The organism is Paenarthrobacter sp. NCHU4564, assembly GCF_052156435.1.
Classification (GTDB): Bacteria; Actinomycetota; Actinomycetes; order Actinomycetales; family Micrococcaceae; genus Arthrobacter.
On the sequence record NZ_JBQLIS010000002.1, the window covers coordinates 26,992 to 47,609 of the forward strand.

Sequence of the window (20,618 nt, forward strand, 5' to 3'; positions counted from 1 at the left end):
TTGCAGTGGATGCTGAACTGAGTCGGTTTTAGTGTAGCGCCGAACGTGAGATGTGCATCACAGGAAACGAAGTTTCACTATTGGATAACTACTGTACCGAACATGCAAGGGCCCTTACGGAGTCTCTGTCTGGGATCCCGGATTCAGCGCCGGATGCCCAGGGCCTCCAACATCGGCCGGAATTTGGCCCACGTTTCCGCGAGCTCCGCCTCCGGCTGCGAGCCCTCCACGATCCCGCAGCCCGCATAAAGCCGAACCGTGTTGGCGTCCTCGATCACCGCGCCGCGCAGGGCTATGCCCCACTCGCCATTGCCGGCGGCATCCAGCCAACCGACCGGTCCGGCATAGGGCCCGCGGTCCAGGTGCTCCAGTTTCCGGATCAGGGCCCCCGCCACCAAGGTCGGGGTTCCGCACACGGCGGCGGTAGGGTGCAGCGCATTGATCAGGGCAAGGCACGTGGGTACGTGGCCCTCGATATCAGCCAGCTCGGCCTTGACGTCCGAGGCCAGGTGCCACACGTTGGGCAACTCCAGGATGAACGGTTCGCTGTGCGAGTTCATGGCCTCGGAGAACGGGGCCAGCTGCCGGGTCAGCGAGTCGATCGCGATCTCGTGCTCATGACGCTGCTTCTCCGATCCCGCCAAGACCCGTTCGGCGTACTCCATGGGGGAGCCGTCCACGCCCTCGGCATCGCGCCGGTCCAGCGTCCCGGCCAGCACCCGCGCCTGTGCGGTGCGGCCCTCAACCTGTATCAGCATCTCCGGCGTGGCACCCACCAGCCCGTCCACCCCGTAGGTCCAGCATTCCCGGTACCGGGCGGCGAGCTGCCGCAGGACCTCGGCCGCGTTGACGCCCTCAGGGAGGGTAGCCACCACATCCCGGGCGAGCACCAGTTTTTCCAGCTTCCCGGCCCGGATCTCCTCCACGCCGTTGGCAACAGCTTCCATCCACGCGGCCTCGCTCAGCGAGCCGCTGCTGAGGTGACCGGCGGAACCGTCAAGCGCGGCAACCCCAGGTGACATCCCGACGTCGGGACCTCCTGCCGCCTGCTCCCCACCGTCCGCCTCGCCGGGCTTTAGCCAGTGCCCGACGGCGGCCAGGACGCCTTCTTCGGTGAGGTCGCCGTCGTCGAAGGTCAACCGGGTAGCCCAGGCGCGGCCGTCCCGGATGCCGATGACCAGCTCCGGCAGGATCAGCCGCGAAATGTGCGGGGAGGTCTTGGAAAAGGCGAACGAGCCGAAGGCGACGGGGCCCGTGCCGGGAAGTTCGACGTGGTCCGTGATGTCAGCCTCGAGAATCAGGTGCCGCCACCAGATATCGGCTTCCAGGAACCGCTCCGGACCCGTGGCGCTGAACCGGGTCAACTCCCCGTAACCCACCAGGCCGGCCTCGCGGCGGGACCAGCAGAGAACGTCGTCACGGACCAGAAACGACGGCAGCCCCCCGGAGGATGAATCAACATCGAGGGGGACTGTCAAGGTGCGGAGCGTGCTGGTCATGATGCAACTACAGTACTCCCGGTGCCGCCGGAACCCGCCCCGACTTCTACAGGGAAGCAAACTCGGGGGAATGTCTGAGACAATTGCAGGGTGAACCGAGCATCCTTGGAAAAGCGTCCTGACGAAGTTGCGACGATGTTTGACGATGTCGCCCCGAAATACGACGTCGTGAACGATGTCCTCTCCATGGGGCAGACGCGCCGCTGGCGCCGGATCGTGGTCGATGCCATGGATGTGAAGCCGGGTCAGCGCGTGCTGGACCTCGCTGCCGGAACGGGCACCTCCAGCGAACCCTACGCGGACGCCGGTGTGGATGTTGTGGCATGCGACTTCTCGCTCGGCATGCTCAAGGTGGGCAAGCGCCGCCGTCCGGACATCGACTTCATTGCCGGCGACGCCACCAACCTGCCCTTCGCGGACAACAGCTTTGACGCGAGCACCATATCCTTCGGGCTGCGCAACGTCAACGAACCCCGCAAGGCCCTCGAGGAGATGCTCCGTGTCACCAAGCCGGGCGGCCGCCTGGTCATTGCCGAATTCTCCCAGCCCGTGGTTCCGCTGTGGCGCACCATGTACACCGAGTACCTGATGCGTGCCTTGCCCGCCATCGCCACCAAGGTCTCCTCCAACCCGGATGCCTACGTCTACCTGGCCGAGTCCATCCGTGCCTGGCCGGACCAGGACCACCTGGCCCAGTGGCTGACCGATGCCGGCTGGACAGACGTCACCTACCGCAACCTGAGCGGCGGCATCGTGGCCGTCCACCGTGCGCAGAAGCCTGCCGAGCACCGCGAAAGTGTTCCCGTGGCCAAACTGCGCCGCCAGATCAAGCCGCGCCGGACGGGCGCGCAGTCAGGCTGACTTAGGACACCGTGAAAGTACTGATAGTTGGCGCGGGCCCGGCGGGGTCCACTGCTGCGTATTACCTCGCCCAGGCCGGTATCGATGTGACGGTGCTGGAGAAGACGTCGTTCCCGCGCGAGAAAGTGTGCGGTGACGGGCTCACTCCCCGGGCCGTCCGTGAAATCCAGAAGCTGGGCCTGCCGCATTCCCGGGATGAGGGCTGGCGACGGAACAAGGGACTCCGACTGATTGCCGGTGGCCGCACCATCGAACTGCCATGGCCGGAAGTCTCCGACTTTCCCACGTACGGACTGATCCGCACCCGCCTCGGTTTCGACGAATCGTTGGCCCGCCACGCGGAGGCAGCGGGCGCCGTCGTGCTTGAACGCCACAGTGTCACCAGCGCCCTGCAGGACGACGACGGCCGCGTTATCGGCGCACGCGCCGCCATCCTGGACGAGTCCGGACGCAAGACGGGCGAACAGCGCGACTTCCATGCCGACGTCGTACTGGCTGCGGACGGCAATTCGACGCGGACTGCCGTATCACTGGGGATGCACAAGCGCGACGACCGCCCGCTGGGTGTTGCCGTGCGCACCTACTTCACCTCGCCGCGGCATGACGACGACTGGATGGAAGGCTGGCTCGAACTGCCCGGCAAGTCCGGCAAGCCGCTGCCCGGTTACGGCTGGGTGTTCGGCGTCGGCGACGGCACGTCCAACGTGGGCCTCGGCATCCTGAACTCCTCCAAGGAATTTGGCAAGCTCGACTACAAGCAGGTCCTGCGCGAATGGACCGCCGGCATGCCCGCCGATTGGGGCTTCACGCCGGAGAACCAGGTGGGGGAGATCCGTGGAGCCGCGCTGCCGATGGGCTTCAACCGCACACCGCACTACTCGCCTGGGCTGCTGCTTCTCGGTGACGCCGGCGGCATGGTCTCCCCGTTCAACGGTGAGGGCATTTCCTACGCCATGGAATCGGCCCGGTTTGCTGCGGAGTTTATTGTCGATGCTGCCTCCCGTTCAGCTTCGGCCGGTTGGGCCACGCACGACGCCGATGCCCACCTTGCGCGGTACGCGGACTACGTGCGGGACCAGTGGGGTTCGCATTTCACGCTCGGCAGGGCGTTTGCCTTCCTGATCGGCAAGCCCGCCGTGATGAAGCTGGCGCTGCGCACGGGTATGCCCATTCCTGTGCTGATGCGCTTTGTGGTCCGCATGCTGGCAAACCTCACGGACTCCTCCGCCAAGGGTTTTGAAGACCGCGTGATCAGGGTCCTTGAAATGCTTGTCCCTCCCACGTCAAATACTTCCTCTGCCCGCTCTGTGACGGCGGCAGGGGCCGAGACCGCGGTTTCCGCACCAACTAGTTAGGGTTAACCCGTGACGAACTCTGCCGAACACAGCTGGACCCACGCCGGTCACGGCTTGCCGGACTCCAACGAGCCCGCCCCCAACACCACCGCAATCGCGACGGGCCTCCAGCTGCCCGCCGGCTTTGCCGCAATTGCCGGCGATCCCGAGCTCGGCCCAGCCATCACCACCAACCTTGCACGGGTGGAAAAGAAGCTTCGCGAGGCCATCTCCAACTCCGACCCTTTGGCTGACGCTACGTCCCGTCACTTGGTGGAAGCCGGTGGCAAGCGTATCCGTCCCCTTCTGACGCTGCTGTGCGCGCACCTTGGTGATGCTTCACGTCCCGAGGTTGTCCAGGCCGCTGTTGTCGTGGAGCTGACCCACCTCGCCACGCTGTACCACGACGACGTCATGGACTCCGCACCCTTCCGCCGTGGTGCTCCTACAGCCCATGAGGTCTGGGGTAACTCCGTGGCCATCCTGACCGGTGACCTCATCTTCGCCCGTGCATCCATCCTGGTGTCCGAGCTCGGTTCGCGTGCCCTGGGGATCCAGGCCCGGACCTTCGAGCGCTTGTGCCTCGGGCAGCTCCACGAAACCGTGGGTCCCCGCGAAGACGAAGACGCCGTGGAGCATTACCTCTCTGTCATCGCTGATAAGACCGGATCCCTGGTTGCAGCATCCGGGCAGCTCGGTGCAATCTTTGCCGGCGCTGCTCCGGAGTTCGAAGACGTGCTCGTGGAGTACGGCGAAAAGGTTGGCGTGGCCTTCCAGCTGGCCGACGACGTCATCGATGTCACCGGCGTGAAGGTCAAGTCCGGCAAGTCTCCTGGCACCGACCTCCGTGAAGGCGTGCCCACCTTGCCCGTGCTCCTGCTCCGCCGTGACGCTGCCGCAGGGGATGCCTCGGCTGCTTCGTTGCTTGAACTGGTGGATGGCGACCTGTCCTCCGACTCCGCCCTGGCTGAGGCTGTCGCGGGCCTGCGCGAGCACCCCGTCACGGCGGAGTCCTGGAAGATCGCCCGCGACTGGTCGGACCAGGCCATAGCAGCGCTCGCCCCGCTGCCGGAGGGTGTTGTGAAGGCGTCCCTGACCAACTTCGCCCACGCAGTGGTGGACCGCAGCAGCTAGTTTCCCTTTGCTCCAGGCAGGCACTCGACCTTGAGGGTTGGGTGCCTGCTTTTTTGTGGCCTTGGGTTGCTGCTTTTGTGCTCCGGGTGTGCCGCTGCCACCAACTTTGGGCATGGACAGGGGCGGGAAGCCCGGTTTTTGCGGCGTGTTCCCACTTGGTGGCTTCAAAGTGGGTGGTGGCGGCACGTGGGCTACCGTGCACTGGGCTTGTCATGGGTGCTTAAAAGGAATGGCCCCGGCTCGCTGCAACGTTACGAGTCATACGCTGCACCGAACCGGGACCACAATCTCCGTTCGCATCAGATCCACCGGAGGCATTTAGTGGATCCGTGAATAGCTTATGACAACCCTGTCACATTTGCAACATTGACCGTCAATGGCTTTTTCCCTGGTGTGCAGCGATTTACAGATTTGGCGCTGTGCCGCATCCACCCACTTTGCCCCGCCGGATCGGGCGACACGCCGAAAAAGGGGTCTGAAGTCATGGTCGCCCCCCTCAAAGTGGGTGGTGGGGGCCGAGGAAGTTTTCCACATAACCCATTTGGTGTGACCGGCCGGGCCTTCCGGGGCCAACATGATGTCGGAATGAGCATCAACAACTTCCTTCGCAGCCGCCACGGAGCAGCCACCACCACATCCCTCTACGCCGCAGGGTTCAGTCGGCGGAGCCTGGCCAAAGCCGTCAGGTCCGGCCGGATCAGTCGACTCCATCGTGGTGTGTACGTGTCCAAGGCAGCCGATCCGGATATCGTGGCCGCGTTCAGAGCCAACGGGAAGCTGACGTGCGTTTCGGCAGCGCGCTTCTATGGGCTCTGGACCCTTCACGATGTCAAGGACCTGCACCTCAGTTGCACCACGGGGTTGGCCCGGCGTCGGATCGTCCACCACGGCCAGTGCATCCACCCGGATCATCCCTACCTTCCGGTGGCTGGAGTTGCTGACGTTCTGCTCCATGCCATGAGATGCCTCCCCGAGTTGGAAGCATTGGTCATGGTGCAAAGTGCCGTTAGCCAGGCATTGCTGACCACCAAGTTCCTGGAAAGCAAGATGAAGGGCAACCGGAACGGAAAGCTTCGCGCCCTAGTGGATTTGGTCCTGCCAAGGGCCGACTCGCTCTTGGAAGTTTTGGCGCACACCCACTTCCGCCGGGCAGGCCTGCGGGTCCAGATGCACGCGGATGTCCCCGGGGTGGGGGAGGTGGACATACTGATCGAGGACTGGCTGATTGTGGAACTCGACGGCAGTACCCACTTTGAGCCAAAGCAGGTGAAAAAGGACCATTACCGGAACAACGCTTCCATCCGGGGCGGACGCCTGAGCCTGCACTACTACTACGCGGATGTCGTGTACCACCCGCAGCGGATGGTGGACGAGGTCCTGCAGGTCCTGGAAAACAGGGAGGCTGGTCTCTTCGGCGCCTACCGCTACATAGCCGGCCCGCCGCCGTCGTAATTTTTCGCGAAGCCTGTACCGCCACCACCAACTTTGAGAGCAAAAGGTGGCCGGGAGGCCCGTAGAACGGCGTGTCCGGCCCACATCCCATTCAAAGTGGGTGGTGGCGGCACGCTTGCACCAGAATCAGCGCCCGCTAACAAAACAGCCCCCGCCAACCCAAGGGCTGCGCGGGGGCTGTGAACCAGGAAAACCTAGTCTTCGTCGTTGAACGCCCAGTCGAACATGTCGAAGACGAACTCGGAGAACGTTCCTTCCTCGCTCTTCCACTGGCCGCGGGCGTTGTTGCGGCGGTAGACGATGGGATCCGGGATGCTGAGGTCGGCTACACGGAAGCCCCAGGTGAACTGCTCGTCCTCGTCCTCGAGGAACATGAGGAAGCCTTCGTCATCGACTTCGAGTTCCTCGGGGTCCCAGAAGTAGTGGTAGGCCTCCATGAGGTCTTCGCATCCACCGAGTGCGAGGTAAAACTCGCGGAGCACCAGGGGGATGGTGAAGGAGTGCTCGGACAGGGCGTCATCGAGTTCCTCCGGCGTCAGGCCGTCTTCTTCCTGCCATTCATCCTCGAGATACTTTGGGACCAGCGCGCGGAACTTCTCGAGGAACATGTCAGTCATGCTCCCATCCTAGCTAATCGCGGACCCCCGGATTCGCCCCGGCGCGGTGCCATCCACGCACTGCCAGGGGGACGTACCAACCGCGCCGCCACGCCGTGACGCGGAAAGCAAAGACCACCCCTGCGATCAGGCAGGCGGTCAGCCCGCTGAAGAGCCCCAGGTCCCATAAAAGCGTGGTCAGCCCGGCCCCGACAAAGGCGGGCAGGGCGTAGATGTCACGGTTGTTGAAGAGGGTGGGAATCTCGTTGGCGGTGATGTCCCTCAGGAGACCGCCACCCACGGCCGTGGTGACACCCAACAGGATGCAGGTGACAGGGTTCATCCCCGCGGTCAGGGCTTTCAGGGTCCCGGTGATACAGAACAAAGCCAGCCCGCCGGCGTCGAACAGTGTCAAAAGCGAGGTAAAGCGCTGGACCGATGAAAACAGGTAGTAGACCAGCATGGCGGCCAGCAATGGTGGGGCCAGGTAGGCGGGGTTGGTGAAGGCCACGGGGGGAGCGGTATTGAGGATGATGTCGCGGATGACGCCGCCGCCCAAGGCCGCGATTGAGGCGAGCAGGATGGAACCGAGCACGTCGAACTGTTTCCGGGCAGCCAACAGGGAGCCGGAGACGGCGAAGAAGAACACGCCGATGAGGTCGAGCCACAAAAGAACGATGTCAAGGGAAATCAAGTGGACGGTTCTTTCTTTACGTGCTTCTCAACTGGTGCTGGCTCAACGTTACGCTAGCTCCCATGAACAGCCCCGTCTTGATCGCCTGTGCCCACGGAACCCGCAACACCGAGGGCCAGGCTGCCATCCGCCAGGTCATGGCCGACATCGAGGAACTGCGGCCCGGGCTACAGGTCCTTGAGGCCTACGTCGACGTCCAGGAACCCGAGTTGTCCGGTGTGGTGGAGGGCCTGCCGCAGGGGACCCCGGCCGTGGTGGTGCCGCTCCTGCTCAGCACCGGTTTCCACATCAAGGTGGACGTGCCCAAGGCGATCAAGAGCCGGCCCGAGGTAGTCGCCGCCAAACCGATCGGCCCCGACCCGCGCCTGGCAGAGCTGCTCGCCGCGCGCCTGCGGGCCGCCGGCCTGCAGGATCACGACGGCGTGCTGCTGGCTGCCGCGGGTTCGTCACTTCCGGACGGGTCCGTGGACTCCGAAGAGCAGGCGCGCCTGCTCGCCGAACTGCTGCCGAACACGGTCCGGGTCGCCTATGGTGCCAGCGCCCAGCCGAACGTGCCCGACGGCGTCGCCTCCTTGCGTGCCGAACTCGGCGCGGAGGGTGGCCGGGTTTTCGTGGCGTCCTACCTGCTGGCCACCGGGTATTTCCACGACCAGCTGTTCAAGGCCGGAGCCGACGTTGTGAGCGATCCGCTGCTGCCGTCGAAGGTCCTGGCAGCGATTGCACTGGAGAGATATGACGCAATCAAGGGCAGCCTTTCCTAAGCCATATTTCGCCGAAATGACGCGGATTCGGACTGCATAGAAACCGGGCGGGAACAAGGCCGGCGTGCTGTTCGTGACGAAATGTTTCCCTAGGTGACTCAACATTTCCGGACCTTTGCTGGCTAAATCTGGCCCCACCTACCCTCGATGTATGACAGATACAGCTGTAGCCGGTGCGCCCGCGGACACCGAAGTCTCCAAGCGTCCCGCACGCACCCGCCCGGCCGCCAAGCCCCACGGTCAGTGGAAGGTTGACGGCACCACACCCCTCAACGCCAACGAAACCTGGAAACAGGAAGACAACGGGCTGAACGTCCGTGAGCGTATTGAGTCTGTCTACTCAAAAGAAGGTTTCGACTCGATCGACGGAACGGACCTGCACGGCCGTTTCCGTTGGTGGGGCCTCTACACGCAGCGCAAGCCCGGGATCGACGGCGGCAAGACGGCGACGTTGGAACCGCACGAGCTCGAAGACAAGTACTTCATGCTGCGCGTGCGCATCGACGGCGGTGCGCTGACCACCGAGCAGCTTCGCGTGATCGGCCAGATCTCCGTGGATTTCGCCCGCGGTTCGGCTGACCTCACGGACCGCCAGAACATCCAGCTCCACTGGATCCGCGTGGAAGACGTCCCGGAAATCTGGCGCCGCCTGGAGGCTGTGGACCTGTCCACCACAGAGGCCTGCGGTGACGTACCCCGCGTCATCCTCGGTTCGCCGGTGGCAGGAATCGCCAAGGACGAGATCATCGATCCCACGCCGTTGATCCACGAACTTTCCGAACGCTTCATCGGCGACCCGGAACTGGCCAACCTGCCGCGCAAGTACAAGACGGCGATCACGGGCCACCCCTCACAGGACGTCGTCCACGAGATCAACGACTTCGCCCTGGTAGGCGTGGTCCACCCCGAACTCGGCGCCGGTTACGACCTCTGGGTCGGCGGCGGCCTTTCCACCAACCCGCGCCTTGCCGAGCGCCTCGGCGTGTTCGTCTCCGCCGACGTCGCTGCCGAAGTGTGGCTGGGCGTCACCAGCATCTTCCGTGACTACGGCTACCGCCGCATGCGTACCAAGGCCCGCCTGAAGTTCCTCATGAACGACTGGGGTCCGGCCAAGTTCCGCCAGATCCTGGAAGACGAATACCTCGGGTTCAAGCTTCCGGACGGTCCTGCTGCCCCCAAGCCCAACGCTCCCGGCGACCACATCGGCGTGCACGAGCAGAAGGACGGCAAGTTCTTCATCGGTGTTGCCCCCACGGTCGGCCGTACCTCGGGCGAGGCCCTGGTGAAGCTTGCGGACACCCTGGAGCAGCACGGCACGTACCGCCTGCGCACCACTCCCCACCAGAAGCTCGTCATCCTGGACGTTGCCAAGGAGCAGGTTGAACCGCTGATCGCCGAACTGGACACGCTGGGCCTGTCCGCCCGCCCGTCCGTGTTCCGCCGCGGAACCATCGCCTGCACGGGCATCGAGTTCTGCAAGCTCGCGATCGTCGAAACCAAGGTCACCGCCGCCACGGCCATCGCCGAGCTGGAACGCCGCCTGGCCGATCTCGTGGAAACCAAGCAGCTGCCGCAGGCACTGTCCCTGCACATCAACGGCTGCCCGAACTCCTGCGCCCGCATCCAGACCGCTGACATCGGCCTGAAGGGCATGATGCTGCCAACGCCCGACGGCGACCCCACCCCGGGTTTCCAGGTCCACCTTGGTGGCGGGCTGGCCAACAACGAGCGCGAGGAAGCCGGTTTGGGACGTACCGTCCGCGGCCTCAAGGTCACGGTCGAAGACCTGCCTGACTACGTGGAACGTGTGGTCCGCAAGTTCGTCGAAGTTGGCGCCGAGGGCCAGACCTTTGCCGAGTGGGCACACTCCGCAGATGAAGGAGACCTCCAGTGACACTAGCCCTCAAGCGGTCCAACGAAGAGCTCAAGGCACTGGCAGAGGCCGGCGCCGCCGAGCTCGGCTGGAACGCCTCCGCCACCGACGTGATCGCCTGGGTTGCCCGCAACTTCGAGCTGCCCGCCATCACCGTGGCCTGCTCCATGGCCGACGCCGTCCTGCCGGCCCTGGTCGCGGACCAGATTCCCGGCGTCGACGTCTTGTTCCTGGAAACCGGGTACCACTTCAAGGAGACCTACCAGACCCGCGATGAGGTCGCGGCCAACCTGCGGGTCAACGTGGTGGACGTCCTTCCGGAACACACGGTGGAGCAGCAGGACAGCCTGCTGGGCAAGGACCTGTTTGCCCGCGACCCCGGCCAGTGCTGCGCCCTGCGCAAAGTGGCCCCCCTCCGCCGCTCCCTTGCCGGCTACGAGGTGTGGTTCACCGGTGTCCGCCGCGACGAGGGCCCCACCCGGACCAATACTCCCGTGGTCACCTGGGATGAGAGCTTCGGCCTGGTCAAGGTGAACCCCATGGTGGACTGGTCCTTTGACCAGTTGGTGGAGTACTCCGAGGACAACATCCTTCCCGTCAACCCCCTCCTGAGCCAGGGCTACCCCTCCATCGGTTGCCAGCCCTGCACTCGCAAAGTGGCCCCGGGCGAAGACCCTCGGGCCGGTCGCTGGGCAGGATCCGACAAGACAGAATGCGGGTTACACACATGAGCACTTCTACAACCAGCGAGGACCTTGAGTTGAACCAGTTGCAGAGCGAGACCGAGGAATCCGCCGCGGCGTGGCGGGCATCGCGAAGCGGGCACGGCGGATCCTCGGTCGAGCGTCTCAGCAGCTTGGACACCCTCGAGTCCGAAGCCATCCACATCATCCGCGAAGTGGTCGCCGAGTTCGAGAAGCCTGCGCTGCTGTTCTCCGGCGGCAAGGACTCTGTGGTGATGCTGCACCTGGCAACCAAGGCTTTCTGGCCGGGCAAGGTTCCGTTCCCGGTGTTGCACGTGGACACGGGCCACAACTTTCCCGAGGTCCTGGACTTCCGTGACCGCACGGTCGAGCGCCTTGGCCTGAAGCTGGTTGTCGGCTCGGTGCAGGAATTCATTGACCGCGGCGAACTCGCCGAGCGTGCCGATGGAACCCGCAACCCGCTGCAGACCGTACCGCTGCTGGATGCGATCCAGAAGAACAAGTTCGACGCCGTGTTCGGCGGCGGCCGCCGGGACGAAGACAAGGCCCGGGCCAAGGAACGCATCCTGAGCCTGCGCGACGAGTTCGGCCAGTGGGATCCGCGCAACCAGCGCCCCGAATTGTGGAACCTGTACAACGGCCGCCACACCGTGGGCCAGCACGTCCGTGCCTTCCCCATCAGCAACTGGACCGAGCTGGACATCTGGCGCTACATCGAGCGCGAGAACATCGAGCTGCCCAGCCTGTACTACGCCCACGAGCGCGAGGTCTTCGCCCGCGACGGCATGTGGCGCGCAGTGGGCGAGGTCTCCCAGCCGCTCCCGCATGAGGACGTCATCACCAAGACGGTCCGCTACCGCACAGTGGGCGACATGTCCTGCACCGGGGCCGTCGAATCCGACGCGTTCACCGTGGCCGACGTCGTTGTTGAAGTCGCTGCCTCCACCCTGACCGAACGTGGCGCCACCCGCGCAGATGACCGCATCTCCGAGGCAGCCATGGAAGACCGCAAGAAGGACGGCTACTTCTAAATGAGCACCGACACCGCATCCCTCATCGCCGGCACTGACGGCCTGGACTCCGCTCCGCTGCCATCCACGCTGTTCCGTTTCGCTACTGCCGGATCGGTCGACGACGGCAAGTCCACTTTGGTGGGCCGCCTCCTTCACGACTCCAAGGCGATCCTCGCCGACCAGCTCGACGCTGTTGCCCGGACCTCCGCGGACCGCGGCTTCGGCGGCGACAAGGGCGGCATCGACCTGGCCCTCCTCACGGACGGCCTGCGGGCCGAGCGCGAACAGGGCATCACCATCGACGTGGCCTACCGCTACTTCGCCACGGACCGCCGCAGCTTCATCCTGGCGGACTGCCCCGGCCACGTTCAGTACACCAAGAACACGGTGACCGGCGCGTCCACTGCGGATGCCGTCGTCGTGCTCATTGATGCCCGAAAGGGTGTGCTGGAGCAGACGCGCCGCCACCTGTCCGTGCTGCAGTTGCTGCGCGTGGCCCACGTGATTGTGGCCGTGAACAAGATCGACCTGGTGGACTTCAGCGAGCAGGTGTTCCGCGACATCGAGGCGGACGTCCGCAAGGTGGCGCAGGAGCTTGGCCTGGGTTCCGATGGTGTTTCCGATCTGCTGGTGGTGCCGGTTTCGGCGCTTGACGGCGACAACGTGGTGGACCGCTCCGAGCGCACCCCCTGGTACACGGGCCCGGCACTGCTGGAGGTCCTGGAGACCCTCCCGGCGGCAGACGAGCTGGAAGCCGGGCTGGAGAGTTTCCGGTTCCCCGTGCAGCTGGTCATCCGACCACAGGGCGCGCTGGCTCCGGATGCCGTTGCCGGCGGCCTGGACGTGGAGGCATACCGTGACTACCGCGCCTATGCCGGCCAGGTCACCGAAGGGTCAGTGAAGCTCGGTGACGAGGTCACCGTCCTCAGCCCGGGCCACGAACCGCGCATCACCACGGTGGTGGGCATCGACTTCGCCGGACGCTCCCTGGAAGAGGCCGCAGCTCCGCAGTCCGTGGCCATCCGCCTGGCTGACGAGATCGACATCGCCCGCGGTGACACCATCGCAGCGGCCGGCACGGTCCGGGAAAGCTCCGCCGACCTCTATGCCTCCTTGTGCTGGCTGTCACCCAAGCCGCTCCGCGAAGGCCAGAAGGTCCTGGTGAAGCACGGCACGCGTACCGTCCAGGCGCTGGTCCGCAACGTCAACGGCAAGCTGGATCTCGCCACGTTCAAGGTGGAGCCGTCGTCCACACTGGAGCTCAACGACATCGGGCACGCCCAGTTGCGCCTGGCCGCACCGTTGCCGTTGGAGAACTACCTGCACCACCGCCGCACCGGCGCTTTCCTGGTGATCGACCCGATCGACGGCAATACCCTTGCTGCCGGTCTGGTCAAGGACCACCCGGGCGACCACGAAGACGAACGTTACGTCATCTGAGGTCACAGACAGACACAAAAGACCGCAGCTTGTTCGATCATCCCCACGCTGCACGGCGGGAATGTCGAACAGGCTGCGGTCTTTCTGCAGAACGGACACCATGCCCCGGAATAACTCCCTCAGTACGCTCCTGCACGCCGGCCACACCCTGGTGCTGGATGGTGCCCTGGCCACGGAACTCGAAGCCCATGGCTGCGACCTTGAAGATCCCTTGTGGTCCGCCAAGGTCCTTATGGAGCAACCGCACCTGATCAAGCAGGTCCACAGGGACTATTACGACGCCGGTGCATCCGTGGCGATCACCGCCAGCTACCAGGCCACTCCGCAGGGCTTTGCCCGGCGCGGGTTGTCCCTGGAGGAGTCGCTTGAGCTGGTCGCGCGCAGCGTCCGGCTGGCCGACGATGCACGGAAGGAACACGCGGCGGCCACCCCGGATTCCGGGCCCCTGTTGATCGCCGGGTCCGTGGGTCCCTACGGCGCGTATCTGGCTGACGGTTCCGAATACCGCGGCGATTACACGCTTTCTGCCGCGGAATTCCGGGACTTCCACCGCCCGCGTATTGCCGCACTGGTGGACGCCGGAGCCGATTTCCTGGCCTGCGAGACGCTGCCTTCCTACGCCGAAGCGGCCGCGCTGGTAGAGCTCGTGGCGGAGTTCGACGTCGAATCCTGGTTCACGTTCACGCTTCGGGACGGCAGCCACATCAGTGACGGAACGCCCCTTGCGGACGTGGCTGCGCTGCTTCGCGTGGAACCGCGCGTGACCGCCGTCGGGGTTAATTGTGTGCCGCTGGAACTGGTGTCGCCCGCCCTTGGTGAACTCCAGGCCGCGGGCGATGTTCCGCTGGTTGCCTACCCGAATTCGGGGGAGACCTACGACGCCGTGACCAAGACCTGGGGGCCTGCCGGCGGGGTTGCGGACTCGGGCACGCTGGCCGGAAATGTTGCCGACTGGCTCGCCTTGGGGGCACGGCTGGTGGGTGGCTGCTGCCGGACGACCCCTCGGGACATTGAAGGCCTCGCGGGGAATGTGACGCCAAGTGACCCTTCATGAACCTTGGTTTCTGCGGGATTGAAGCCGAAATATGACAGTCCCTACTGTGAACTCATGACCTCTCCGGAATGGTCCTTCCTTGCCCAACCAGGGCGATGTTGCGGGGCCTGATCTTCGCCCCAGCTCGCATCCCACTTCCATAAGGACCCCCCATGGCAAACAACTCCGAGTCACAAAAACCCGAGTCAGGAACCACCCGCATCGTTGCTGGTGAGTCGACCAAGCCCAAGCGCCGCCGCACGGTGGAAATCGCCGTGGCAGTCGGCCTTGTCCTGCTGATCGGTGCCGGCGCAGCAGTAGCTTCGGTGGTTTCCAACAGCAACAACCAGGCCGCCCCGGCACCCACCACGTCGCCCGCGGCCGAACTCAAGCTCGGCTACTTCAGCAACGTCACGCACGGCCCCGCGCTGGTTGGCACCAGCCAGGGCATCATCGCCAAGGAACTTGGCAGCACCAAGCTCAGCACGCAGATCTTCAACGCCGGCCCCGCCGCGATCGAGGCCCTCAACGCCGGTGCGATCGACGCCACCTACATCGGCCCGAACCCGGCCATCAACTCCTTCGTCAAGAGCAACGGCGAGTCCATCAGCATCATCGCCGGTGCAGCAGCAGGCGGCGCGCAGTTGGTGGTCAAGCCGGAGATCAACTCCGCGGCGGACCTCAAGGGCAAGGTCCTCAGCTCCCCGCAGCTCGGTGGCACGCAGGACGTCGCACTCCGGGCGTGGCTCGGCGACCAGGGCTACAAGACCAACGTGGACGGCAGCGGTGATGTGAACATCAACCCCACCGAAAACGCGCAGTCCCTGAAGCTCTTCACAGACGGAAAGCTCGACGGCGCGTGGTTGCCTGAGCCGTGGGCCTCCCGTTTGGTCCTCGAAGCAGGCGCCAAGGTCCTGGTTGACGAGAAGGACCTGTGGGAGAACGGTGAATTCACCACCACCATCCTGATCGTGAACAAGAAGTTCGCCGCAGAACACCCCGAGACCGTCCAGGCGCTCCTCAAGGGCCACGTGGAGTCGGTCAACTGGCTGAACAACGCCTCACCCGCGGACAAGGCGAGCACCATCAACGCCGTCCTCAAGGACACCGCCGGCAAGCCGCTTCCCGCCAACGTGATCGAGCGTGCACTGCAGAACATCAAATTCACCACCGACCCGCTGGCCGGAACGTACAAGAAGCTCCTGGAAGACGGCGTCAAGGCCGGCACCACCAAGGAAGCTGACATCAACGGCATCTTCGACCTCCGCGCCCTGAACGAGGTTGAAGGCAAGAAGACCTCGGCTGCAGGACTCGGCCAGGACTAACACCACCGGCCGGCCCGCTTCATCACCGGAGCGGGCCGGCTTTGGGCGTATCAACAGCAAGACCAATCAACACGAAGGACGGGACCATGCCAGTCGTACTCGAGAACCTGGGGAAGCGCTTCGGCGACGGCGCCCCGGTGCTGGACGACGTCAACGCCACCATCGCACAAGGCGAGTTTGTCGCCCTCCTTGGTGCGTCCGGCTGCGGCAAGTCCACCCTGCTGAACATCATCGCGGGACTGGAGCATCCGACGTCGGGCGCTTTGGAGGTGCCCAGCGACGGCGCGGCCTTCATGTTCCAGGATGCGTCCCTGTTCCCGTGGTTGACCGCCCGCGGCAACATCGAACTGGCCCTGCAGCTGGCTGACAAGTCCGGCACCAAGGCAAGCCGCCGGGCCCGCGCCACCGAACTCCTTGAGCTGGTGCACCTGGGCGGGGCGGGGGACAAGCGTCCGCATGAGCTGTCCGGCGGCATGCGGCAGCGCGTGGCACTCGCGCGGTCTTTGGCCCAGGACCGGCAGGTGTTGCTCATGGACGAGCCGTTCGCTGCGCTCGACGCCATCACCCGCGACCTTCTGCACGATGAACTTGAGCGCATCTGGAAGGAAACCGGCCGCACCATCATCTTCGTGACGCACAACGTGCGTGAGGCGGTGCGTTTGGGCCAGCGTGTGCTGCTGTTGTCCTCGCGTCCCGGCCGGGTAGTGGCCGAATGGAACGTTACCGAGGAACACCGCACCGACGCCGGCCGTGCAGGGGAGCTCACCGGCGTCATTACCCGACGACTTCGCGAGGAGATCCGCCGCCATGCCAAGTAACCAGACCACTGAAGAGCGGACCCTCCCCGTGACTGATTCCCACCACATCACCTCACCGTCGCTGAAAGGCAACGCTTCCGAGCTCCGGGACCTGGAAGCCGGCCTGGACAACCTCCAGCTGGACACTGGCCGCAAGGGCGGTATCGAGTGGAAGCGCGTGCTGTTGCCCGTGCTGGCATTGGTTGTCCTCATCCTCGCCTGGCAGTTCTATGTCTCGCTGGAGCTCAAACGGCGTGACCTCGTCCCCGGGCCTGTTGATGTCTTCAAGCAGTTCCTCACGCTGTGGGGCGAGGGCAAGCTCCAGGAGGCAGTGTGGACCTCGTTGCAGCGTGGCGTGGTTGGCTTCCTTATTTCCGTTGTGATTGCCACGCCGATCGGGCTGATCCTGGCCCAGGTCGCTCCGCTGCGCCGCGCCTTTGGCCCGCTCATTTCCGGCTTGCAGGTCCTGCCGTCGGTGGCCTGGGTTCCGGCTGCCATCATCTGGTTCGGCCTCACTGACGCCACCGTCTACTTTGTGGTGTTCATGGGTGCTATTCCGTCCATCATCAACGGCCTGATCTCCGGCGTGGACCAGATACCGCCGCAGTACCGCAGCGTTGGTACGGTGCTTGGCGCGAACCGGCTCCAAATGGCCCTGCAGATCGTCCTGCCCGCAGCTCTGCCCGGGTATATCGGTGGTTTGAAGCAAGGGTGGGCATTCTCCTGGCGCTCCCTCATGGCTGCTGAAATCATCGCCGTTGGTGGCACCATTGGTTTCGGGCTGGGATCGTTGCTGGACCAAGGCCGTCTGTTGTCCGACATGACAATCGTGATGTCCGCGATCCTGCTGATCCTGTTCGTGGGCATTCTGATTGAGCTCCTGGTGTTCGGCCCTATCGAGAAGCGGCTCCTGCAGCGCCGCGGCCTGTTGGCGGGCAGCAGCCGCTAGCCCGGATCTGACGCAACGCAAAAGCCCGACGCAACGCAAAAGCCCGACGGTGACCACCCGCCGTCGGGCTTTCGCGCACGGACGCTCTCTCACCGAACACCCCTTTCCCGAGGACCCTCTCTCACCGAACGCCCCTTTCCCACGGACGCTCTCTCACCGAACGCCCCTTTCCCACGGACGCTCTCTCACCGAACACCCCTTTCCCGAGGACGCTCTCTCACCGGACCCCCCTTTTTCAAGGACGCTCTCTCACCGAACACCCCTTTCCCAAGGACGCTCTCTCACGTCCCGCCGGGAGGGCGCGCGCCCTTTTGCACCGAATGCACCTCTTCTTCGTGAGCTGCGCAGTCTTTCCGCCTGGCGCACCCTAAACTACGGGTGCGGATGGCGGAAAGGGTTGCGGCTCCAGCGGCGAACCCACCGCGGGATGCGTTCAGCCGCCGTCGTGCGTAAACCCTAAGCAGCCCGACGGTAGTGCACGGAAACAACTCCGTTGCTGAGGGGTGACGTCGAGATCAGTTCGAGGCGGCGGGTGCTGGGGAGCCCGCCCTGGAAGAGGGTCGGGCCGTGGCCGGTGATCACAGGGTGGACCAGGAACTTGTACTCGTCGATCAAGTCCAAGCGGTCGAGCTCCGTGGCGAGTTTGCGAGCGCAGGCGGCGCTTCCACCTCGCCCCGTGCGACCGCGGGCCAATAGGCCTCCATCATTTTCGTACGTGGTTCGGCCCCAGAGCATGGCCCCGTTCTCCTCCAAGAGCCGGGTGTAGTAGGCATGCGTTTCGTCATCCGCGATGCCCTCCCGGTGGTCGACACAGCCGTCCAAGGTGACATTGATGCTGAAGGTCAGGAGCCCCATTGGCTGATTCTAGCCCCGACCAATGCCGACCCACTGGCACATACGGACCCTGGATGTGGTCCGCACCATAGAAGGGGCCCGGGCGGAATGACCGGCGGCGGATCTGCGTTGTGACGGGCATGCACAAGAAACGGATCGGCTTCCTGTCCTTCGGCCACTGGGCCCGCGTTCCCGGTTCACTGGTTCCCACGGCCGGTGAGGCCCTCAAGCAGGGGATCGAACTCGCTGTCGCGGCCGAGGAACTTGGTATTGATGGTGCCTTTTTCCGCGTGCACCACTTTGCCCGTCAGCAGGCCTCGCCCTTTCCCCTGCTGAGCGCCATTGCGGCCAGAACCAGCCGCATTGAAATGGGTACCGGCGTGATCGACATGCGGTACGAGAACCCCCTCTATATGGCCGAGGAAGCAGCAGCCACTGACCTGATCAGCGATGGAAGGCTGCAGCTCGGTGTGAGCCGTGGTTCACCCGAGCCCGCCCTGAACGGTGCCGCCAACTTTGGCTATGTTCCGGCGGAGGGCGAGGACGGCGGTGACATGGCCCGCCGTCATACTGCCCTGTTCCGCAAGGCGATCGCGGGCCACGGGGTAGCCCAGGCCGATCCGCATTACGCCGGAGGGGCCACCGGGCTTCTCCCGATCCAACCTCTCTCGAAAGACCTGCCCAATCGGATCTGGTGGGGCGCCGGAACCCGCAAGACGGCTGTGTGGGCAGCTGAGCAGGGCATGAACCTCATGAGCTCCACCCTGCTGACCGAAGACACCGGCGTACCCTTCGACCAGCTCCAAGCCGAGCAGATCCAGATGTTCCGCGACGCCTGGGCTGCCGCTGGGCACGACTTCGAGCCCCGGGTTTCGGTGAGCCGCAGCATCATCCCGATCGTCGACGCCGAGGACAACCACTACTTTGGCCTTCGCGCCCAAGCCGACAGCCAAGACCAGGTAGGGATCCTCGACGGCGCCCTGTCGCGTTTCGGGAAGAGCTACATCGGCTCGCCCGAGCAACTCGCCGAGGAACTCTCGCGCGATGCTGCGGTCCAGTCCGCAGATACCGTGCTGCTCACGGTTCCGAACCAGCTCGGCGTCGAGTACAACGCGAAGCTGCTGGGGAACGTGGCAAAGCACGTCGCGCCTGCCTTCGGTTGGGAGGCTGCCCGGGCGGGCTAGGTCGGCGGGTTTCCGGGGACGGGCGCCGGGCATCGAGTAGTGTTTTTGGCTGTGCGCATGCACCAAAGACACTGAAACACGTGCCCGGCCTCCCTTCAAAGACGAAGGGTGACCCGGCTGAGACAGAGGCCGACCCATGGATATCCAAAACCTGCTCGAAGATATAACAGGAGCTGTTCAACCCCAGATAGGCCAAGGACAAGTGGCCGGTTACATTCCACAGCTCGGTGCTGTTGACCCCCACCAGTTCGGGATATCCCTGGTCACCAAGGACGGTGAGGTGTTCTCAGCCGGTGATGCGCACGTGGAGTTCTCCATCCAGAGCATCTCCAAGGTCTTCGCCTTGGCGTTGGTGCTCTCCAGCGATGGCGACGGAATCTGGAAGCGGGTGTTCCGCGAACCTTCGGGCAACCCGTTCAATTCGCTCGTCCAGCTGGAAAGCGAAGACGGGATACCCCGGAACCCCTTCATCAACGCCGGGGCGATCGTCGTAACGGACAGGTTGTTGAGCCTGACCGGCGATGCTGCCGGAGCCGTACGGGAGCTGATGAGGCGCGAGTCCGGAAACGACCAAGTGGACACGGACCATCGGGTGGCCACCTCGGAACTGGAGAGCGGGCACCGCAATGCCTCGCTGGCGCACTTCCTGGCCAGCTGCGGCAACCTGGAGAATCCCGTGGATGAGGTCCTGGAGTCCTACGCGCAGCAGTGCGCCTTGGCCATGACGTGCCAGGACCTTGCCCTGGCCGCCCGGTTCCTCGCATCCAATGGGCTGGGAGCCGAGGGGGAGTTGGTGCTCTCGCCCGCCCAGACAAAGCGGATCAACGCGGTCATGCTGACGTGCGGTACGTACGATGCCGCGGGTGAGTTCGCTTACAGGGTGGGCCTCCCCGGGAAGAGCGGCGTCGGAGGCGGAATTGTTGCCGTCGTTCCCGGCAAATGCGCCATCAGCGTCTGGAGCCCCGGTTTGGGGCGTTCCGGCAACTCGGTGGCGGGTGTGGCTGCCTTGGATGAGTTCACCACCAGGACTGGCTGGTCGGTCTTTTAGCAAGCCTGCGGATTTGAAACTGTTTGTGACGCTGCATTACCCAGCATTACCGGGTGTGTCCGGGCCTTTGAAGCATATTACGGCCCC

General features: G+C 64.5%; 19 protein-coding genes. 15 read left to right on the top strand and 4 right to left on the bottom strand.

Annotation, left to right across the window (positions count from 1 at the left end; all coding sequences use genetic code 11):
• Window positions 1–143 precede the first annotated feature (143 nt).
• On the bottom strand, window positions 144–1,499 hold the full coding sequence (locus ACSVIE_RS02590) for an isochorismate synthase (RefSeq protein WP_442422926.1): 1,356 nt from the start codon (window positions 1,497–1,499) through the stop codon (window positions 144–146).
• A 90-nt stretch (window positions 1,500–1,589) separates the two neighbouring features.
• On the opposite strand from ACSVIE_RS02590, the gene ACSVIE_RS02595 reads away from it, so the two are divergent.
• From ACSVIE_RS02595 to ACSVIE_RS02610, 4 genes are all read left to right on the top strand, one after another.
• Window positions 1,590–2,360: a demethylmenaquinone methyltransferase gene (locus ACSVIE_RS02595; RefSeq protein WP_442422927.1), complete on the top strand. Its 771-nt coding sequence runs from the start codon at window positions 1,590–1,592 to the stop codon at window positions 2,358–2,360.
• Between the two features lie 11 nt (window positions 2,361–2,371).
• Window positions 2,372–3,715, top strand: coding sequence for a geranylgeranyl reductase family protein (locus ACSVIE_RS02600; RefSeq protein WP_442422928.1), 1,344 nt, complete (start codon window positions 2,372–2,374; stop codon window positions 3,713–3,715).
• Window positions 3,716–3,724: 9 nt separating this feature from the next.
• Window positions 3,725–4,828, top strand: a complete 1,104-nt coding sequence (locus ACSVIE_RS02605; protein ID WP_426003781.1) for a polyprenyl synthetase family protein — start codon at window positions 3,725–3,727, stop codon at window positions 4,826–4,828.
• A gap of 585 nt (window positions 4,829–5,413) precedes the next feature.
• Window positions 5,414–6,280: a type IV toxin-antitoxin system AbiEi family antitoxin domain-containing protein gene (locus tag ACSVIE_RS02610; protein ID WP_442422929.1), complete on the top strand. Its 867-nt coding sequence runs from the start codon at window positions 5,414–5,416 to the stop codon at window positions 6,278–6,280.
• A 194-nt stretch (window positions 6,281–6,474) separates the two neighbouring features.
• Here ACSVIE_RS02610 and ACSVIE_RS02615 read toward each other — a convergent pair whose 3' ends face one another.
• Both ACSVIE_RS02615 and ACSVIE_RS02620 read right to left on the bottom strand, forming a co-directional pair.
• Window positions 6,475–6,897 (bottom strand): hypothetical protein, encoded by a 423-nt coding sequence (locus ACSVIE_RS02615; RefSeq protein WP_426003779.1) that lies wholly within the window; start codon window positions 6,895–6,897, stop codon window positions 6,475–6,477.
• Window positions 6,898–6,910: 13 nt separating this feature from the next.
• Complete coding sequence (locus tag ACSVIE_RS02620) at window positions 6,911–7,570, bottom strand: trimeric intracellular cation channel family protein (protein ID WP_442422930.1); 660 nt, start codon at window positions 7,568–7,570, stop codon at window positions 6,911–6,913.
• A 62-nt stretch (window positions 7,571–7,632) separates the two neighbouring features.
• Here ACSVIE_RS02620 and ACSVIE_RS02625 point away from each other — a divergent pair, with 62 nt between their 5' ends.
• From ACSVIE_RS02625 to ACSVIE_RS02665, 9 genes are all read left to right on the top strand, one after another.
• Entirely contained in the window at window positions 7,633–8,331 is a 699-nt protein-coding gene (locus tag ACSVIE_RS02625) for a sirohydrochlorin chelatase (protein WP_442422931.1), read from the top strand.
• A gap of 151 nt (window positions 8,332–8,482) precedes the next feature.
• Window positions 8,483–10,225 (top strand): nitrite/sulfite reductase, encoded by a 1,743-nt coding sequence (locus ACSVIE_RS02630; protein ID WP_442422932.1) that lies wholly within the window; start codon window positions 8,483–8,485, stop codon window positions 10,223–10,225.
• Window positions 10,222–10,935: a phosphoadenylyl-sulfate reductase gene (locus tag ACSVIE_RS02635; RefSeq protein WP_442422933.1), complete on the top strand. Its 714-nt coding sequence runs from the start codon at window positions 10,222–10,224 to the stop codon at window positions 10,933–10,935. The genes ACSVIE_RS02630 and ACSVIE_RS02635 overlap by 4 nt, the downstream gene beginning before the upstream one ends.
• Window positions 10,932–11,939 (top strand): sulfate adenylyltransferase subunit CysD, encoded by a 1,008-nt coding sequence (gene cysD / locus ACSVIE_RS02640; protein ID WP_442422934.1) that lies wholly within the window; start codon window positions 10,932–10,934, stop codon window positions 11,937–11,939. The genes ACSVIE_RS02635 and cysD overlap by 4 nt, the downstream gene beginning before the upstream one ends.
• Window positions 11,940–13,361 (top strand): sulfate adenylyltransferase subunit 1, encoded by a 1,422-nt coding sequence (locus ACSVIE_RS02645; RefSeq protein WP_426003773.1) that lies wholly within the window; start codon window positions 11,940–11,942, stop codon window positions 13,359–13,361.
• A gap of 100 nt (window positions 13,362–13,461) precedes the next feature.
• Window positions 13,462–14,415 carry a homocysteine S-methyltransferase gene (mmuM, locus tag ACSVIE_RS02650; RefSeq protein ID WP_442422935.1) on the top strand — a complete coding sequence of 318 codons (954 nt, stop codon included), beginning with the start codon at window positions 13,462–13,464 and terminating at the stop codon, window positions 14,413–14,415.
• Window positions 14,416–14,567: 152 nt separating this feature from the next.
• Entirely contained in the window at window positions 14,568–15,719 is a 1,152-nt protein-coding gene (locus ACSVIE_RS02655; RefSeq protein ID WP_426003772.1) for an aliphatic sulfonate ABC transporter substrate-binding protein, read from the top strand.
• 86 nt (window positions 15,720–15,805) lie between these two features.
• Window positions 15,806–16,537 (top strand): ABC transporter ATP-binding protein, encoded by a 732-nt coding sequence (locus ACSVIE_RS02660; RefSeq protein WP_426003771.1) that lies wholly within the window; start codon window positions 15,806–15,808, stop codon window positions 16,535–16,537.
• Entirely contained in the window at window positions 16,527–17,465 is a 939-nt protein-coding gene (locus ACSVIE_RS02665) for an ABC transporter permease (RefSeq protein ID WP_426003770.1), read from the top strand. The genes ACSVIE_RS02660 and ACSVIE_RS02665 overlap by 11 nt, the downstream gene beginning before the upstream one ends.
• Before the next feature lie 456 nt (window positions 17,466–17,921).
• On the opposite strand, the gene ACSVIE_RS02670 is transcribed toward ACSVIE_RS02665, so the two are convergent.
• On the bottom strand, window positions 17,922–18,320 hold the full coding sequence (locus ACSVIE_RS02670; RefSeq protein WP_442422936.1) for a dihydrofolate reductase family protein: 399 nt from the start codon (window positions 18,318–18,320) through the stop codon (window positions 17,922–17,924).
• A gap of 119 nt (window positions 18,321–18,439) precedes the next feature.
• On the opposite strand from ACSVIE_RS02670, the gene ACSVIE_RS02675 reads away from it, so the two are divergent.
• Window positions 18,440–19,483 carry an LLM class flavin-dependent oxidoreductase gene (locus ACSVIE_RS02675; protein ID WP_442423068.1) on the top strand — a complete coding sequence of 348 codons (1,044 nt, stop codon included), beginning with the start codon at window positions 18,440–18,442 and terminating at the stop codon, window positions 19,481–19,483.
• Window positions 19,484–19,619: 136 nt separating this feature from the next.
• The gene (locus tag ACSVIE_RS02680; RefSeq protein WP_442422937.1) at window positions 19,620–20,531 is read left to right on the top strand and encodes a glutaminase; all 912 of its coding nucleotides are present in this window, start codon (window positions 19,620–19,622) and stop codon (window positions 20,529–20,531) included.
• Window positions 20,532–20,618: the final 87 nt, after the last annotated feature.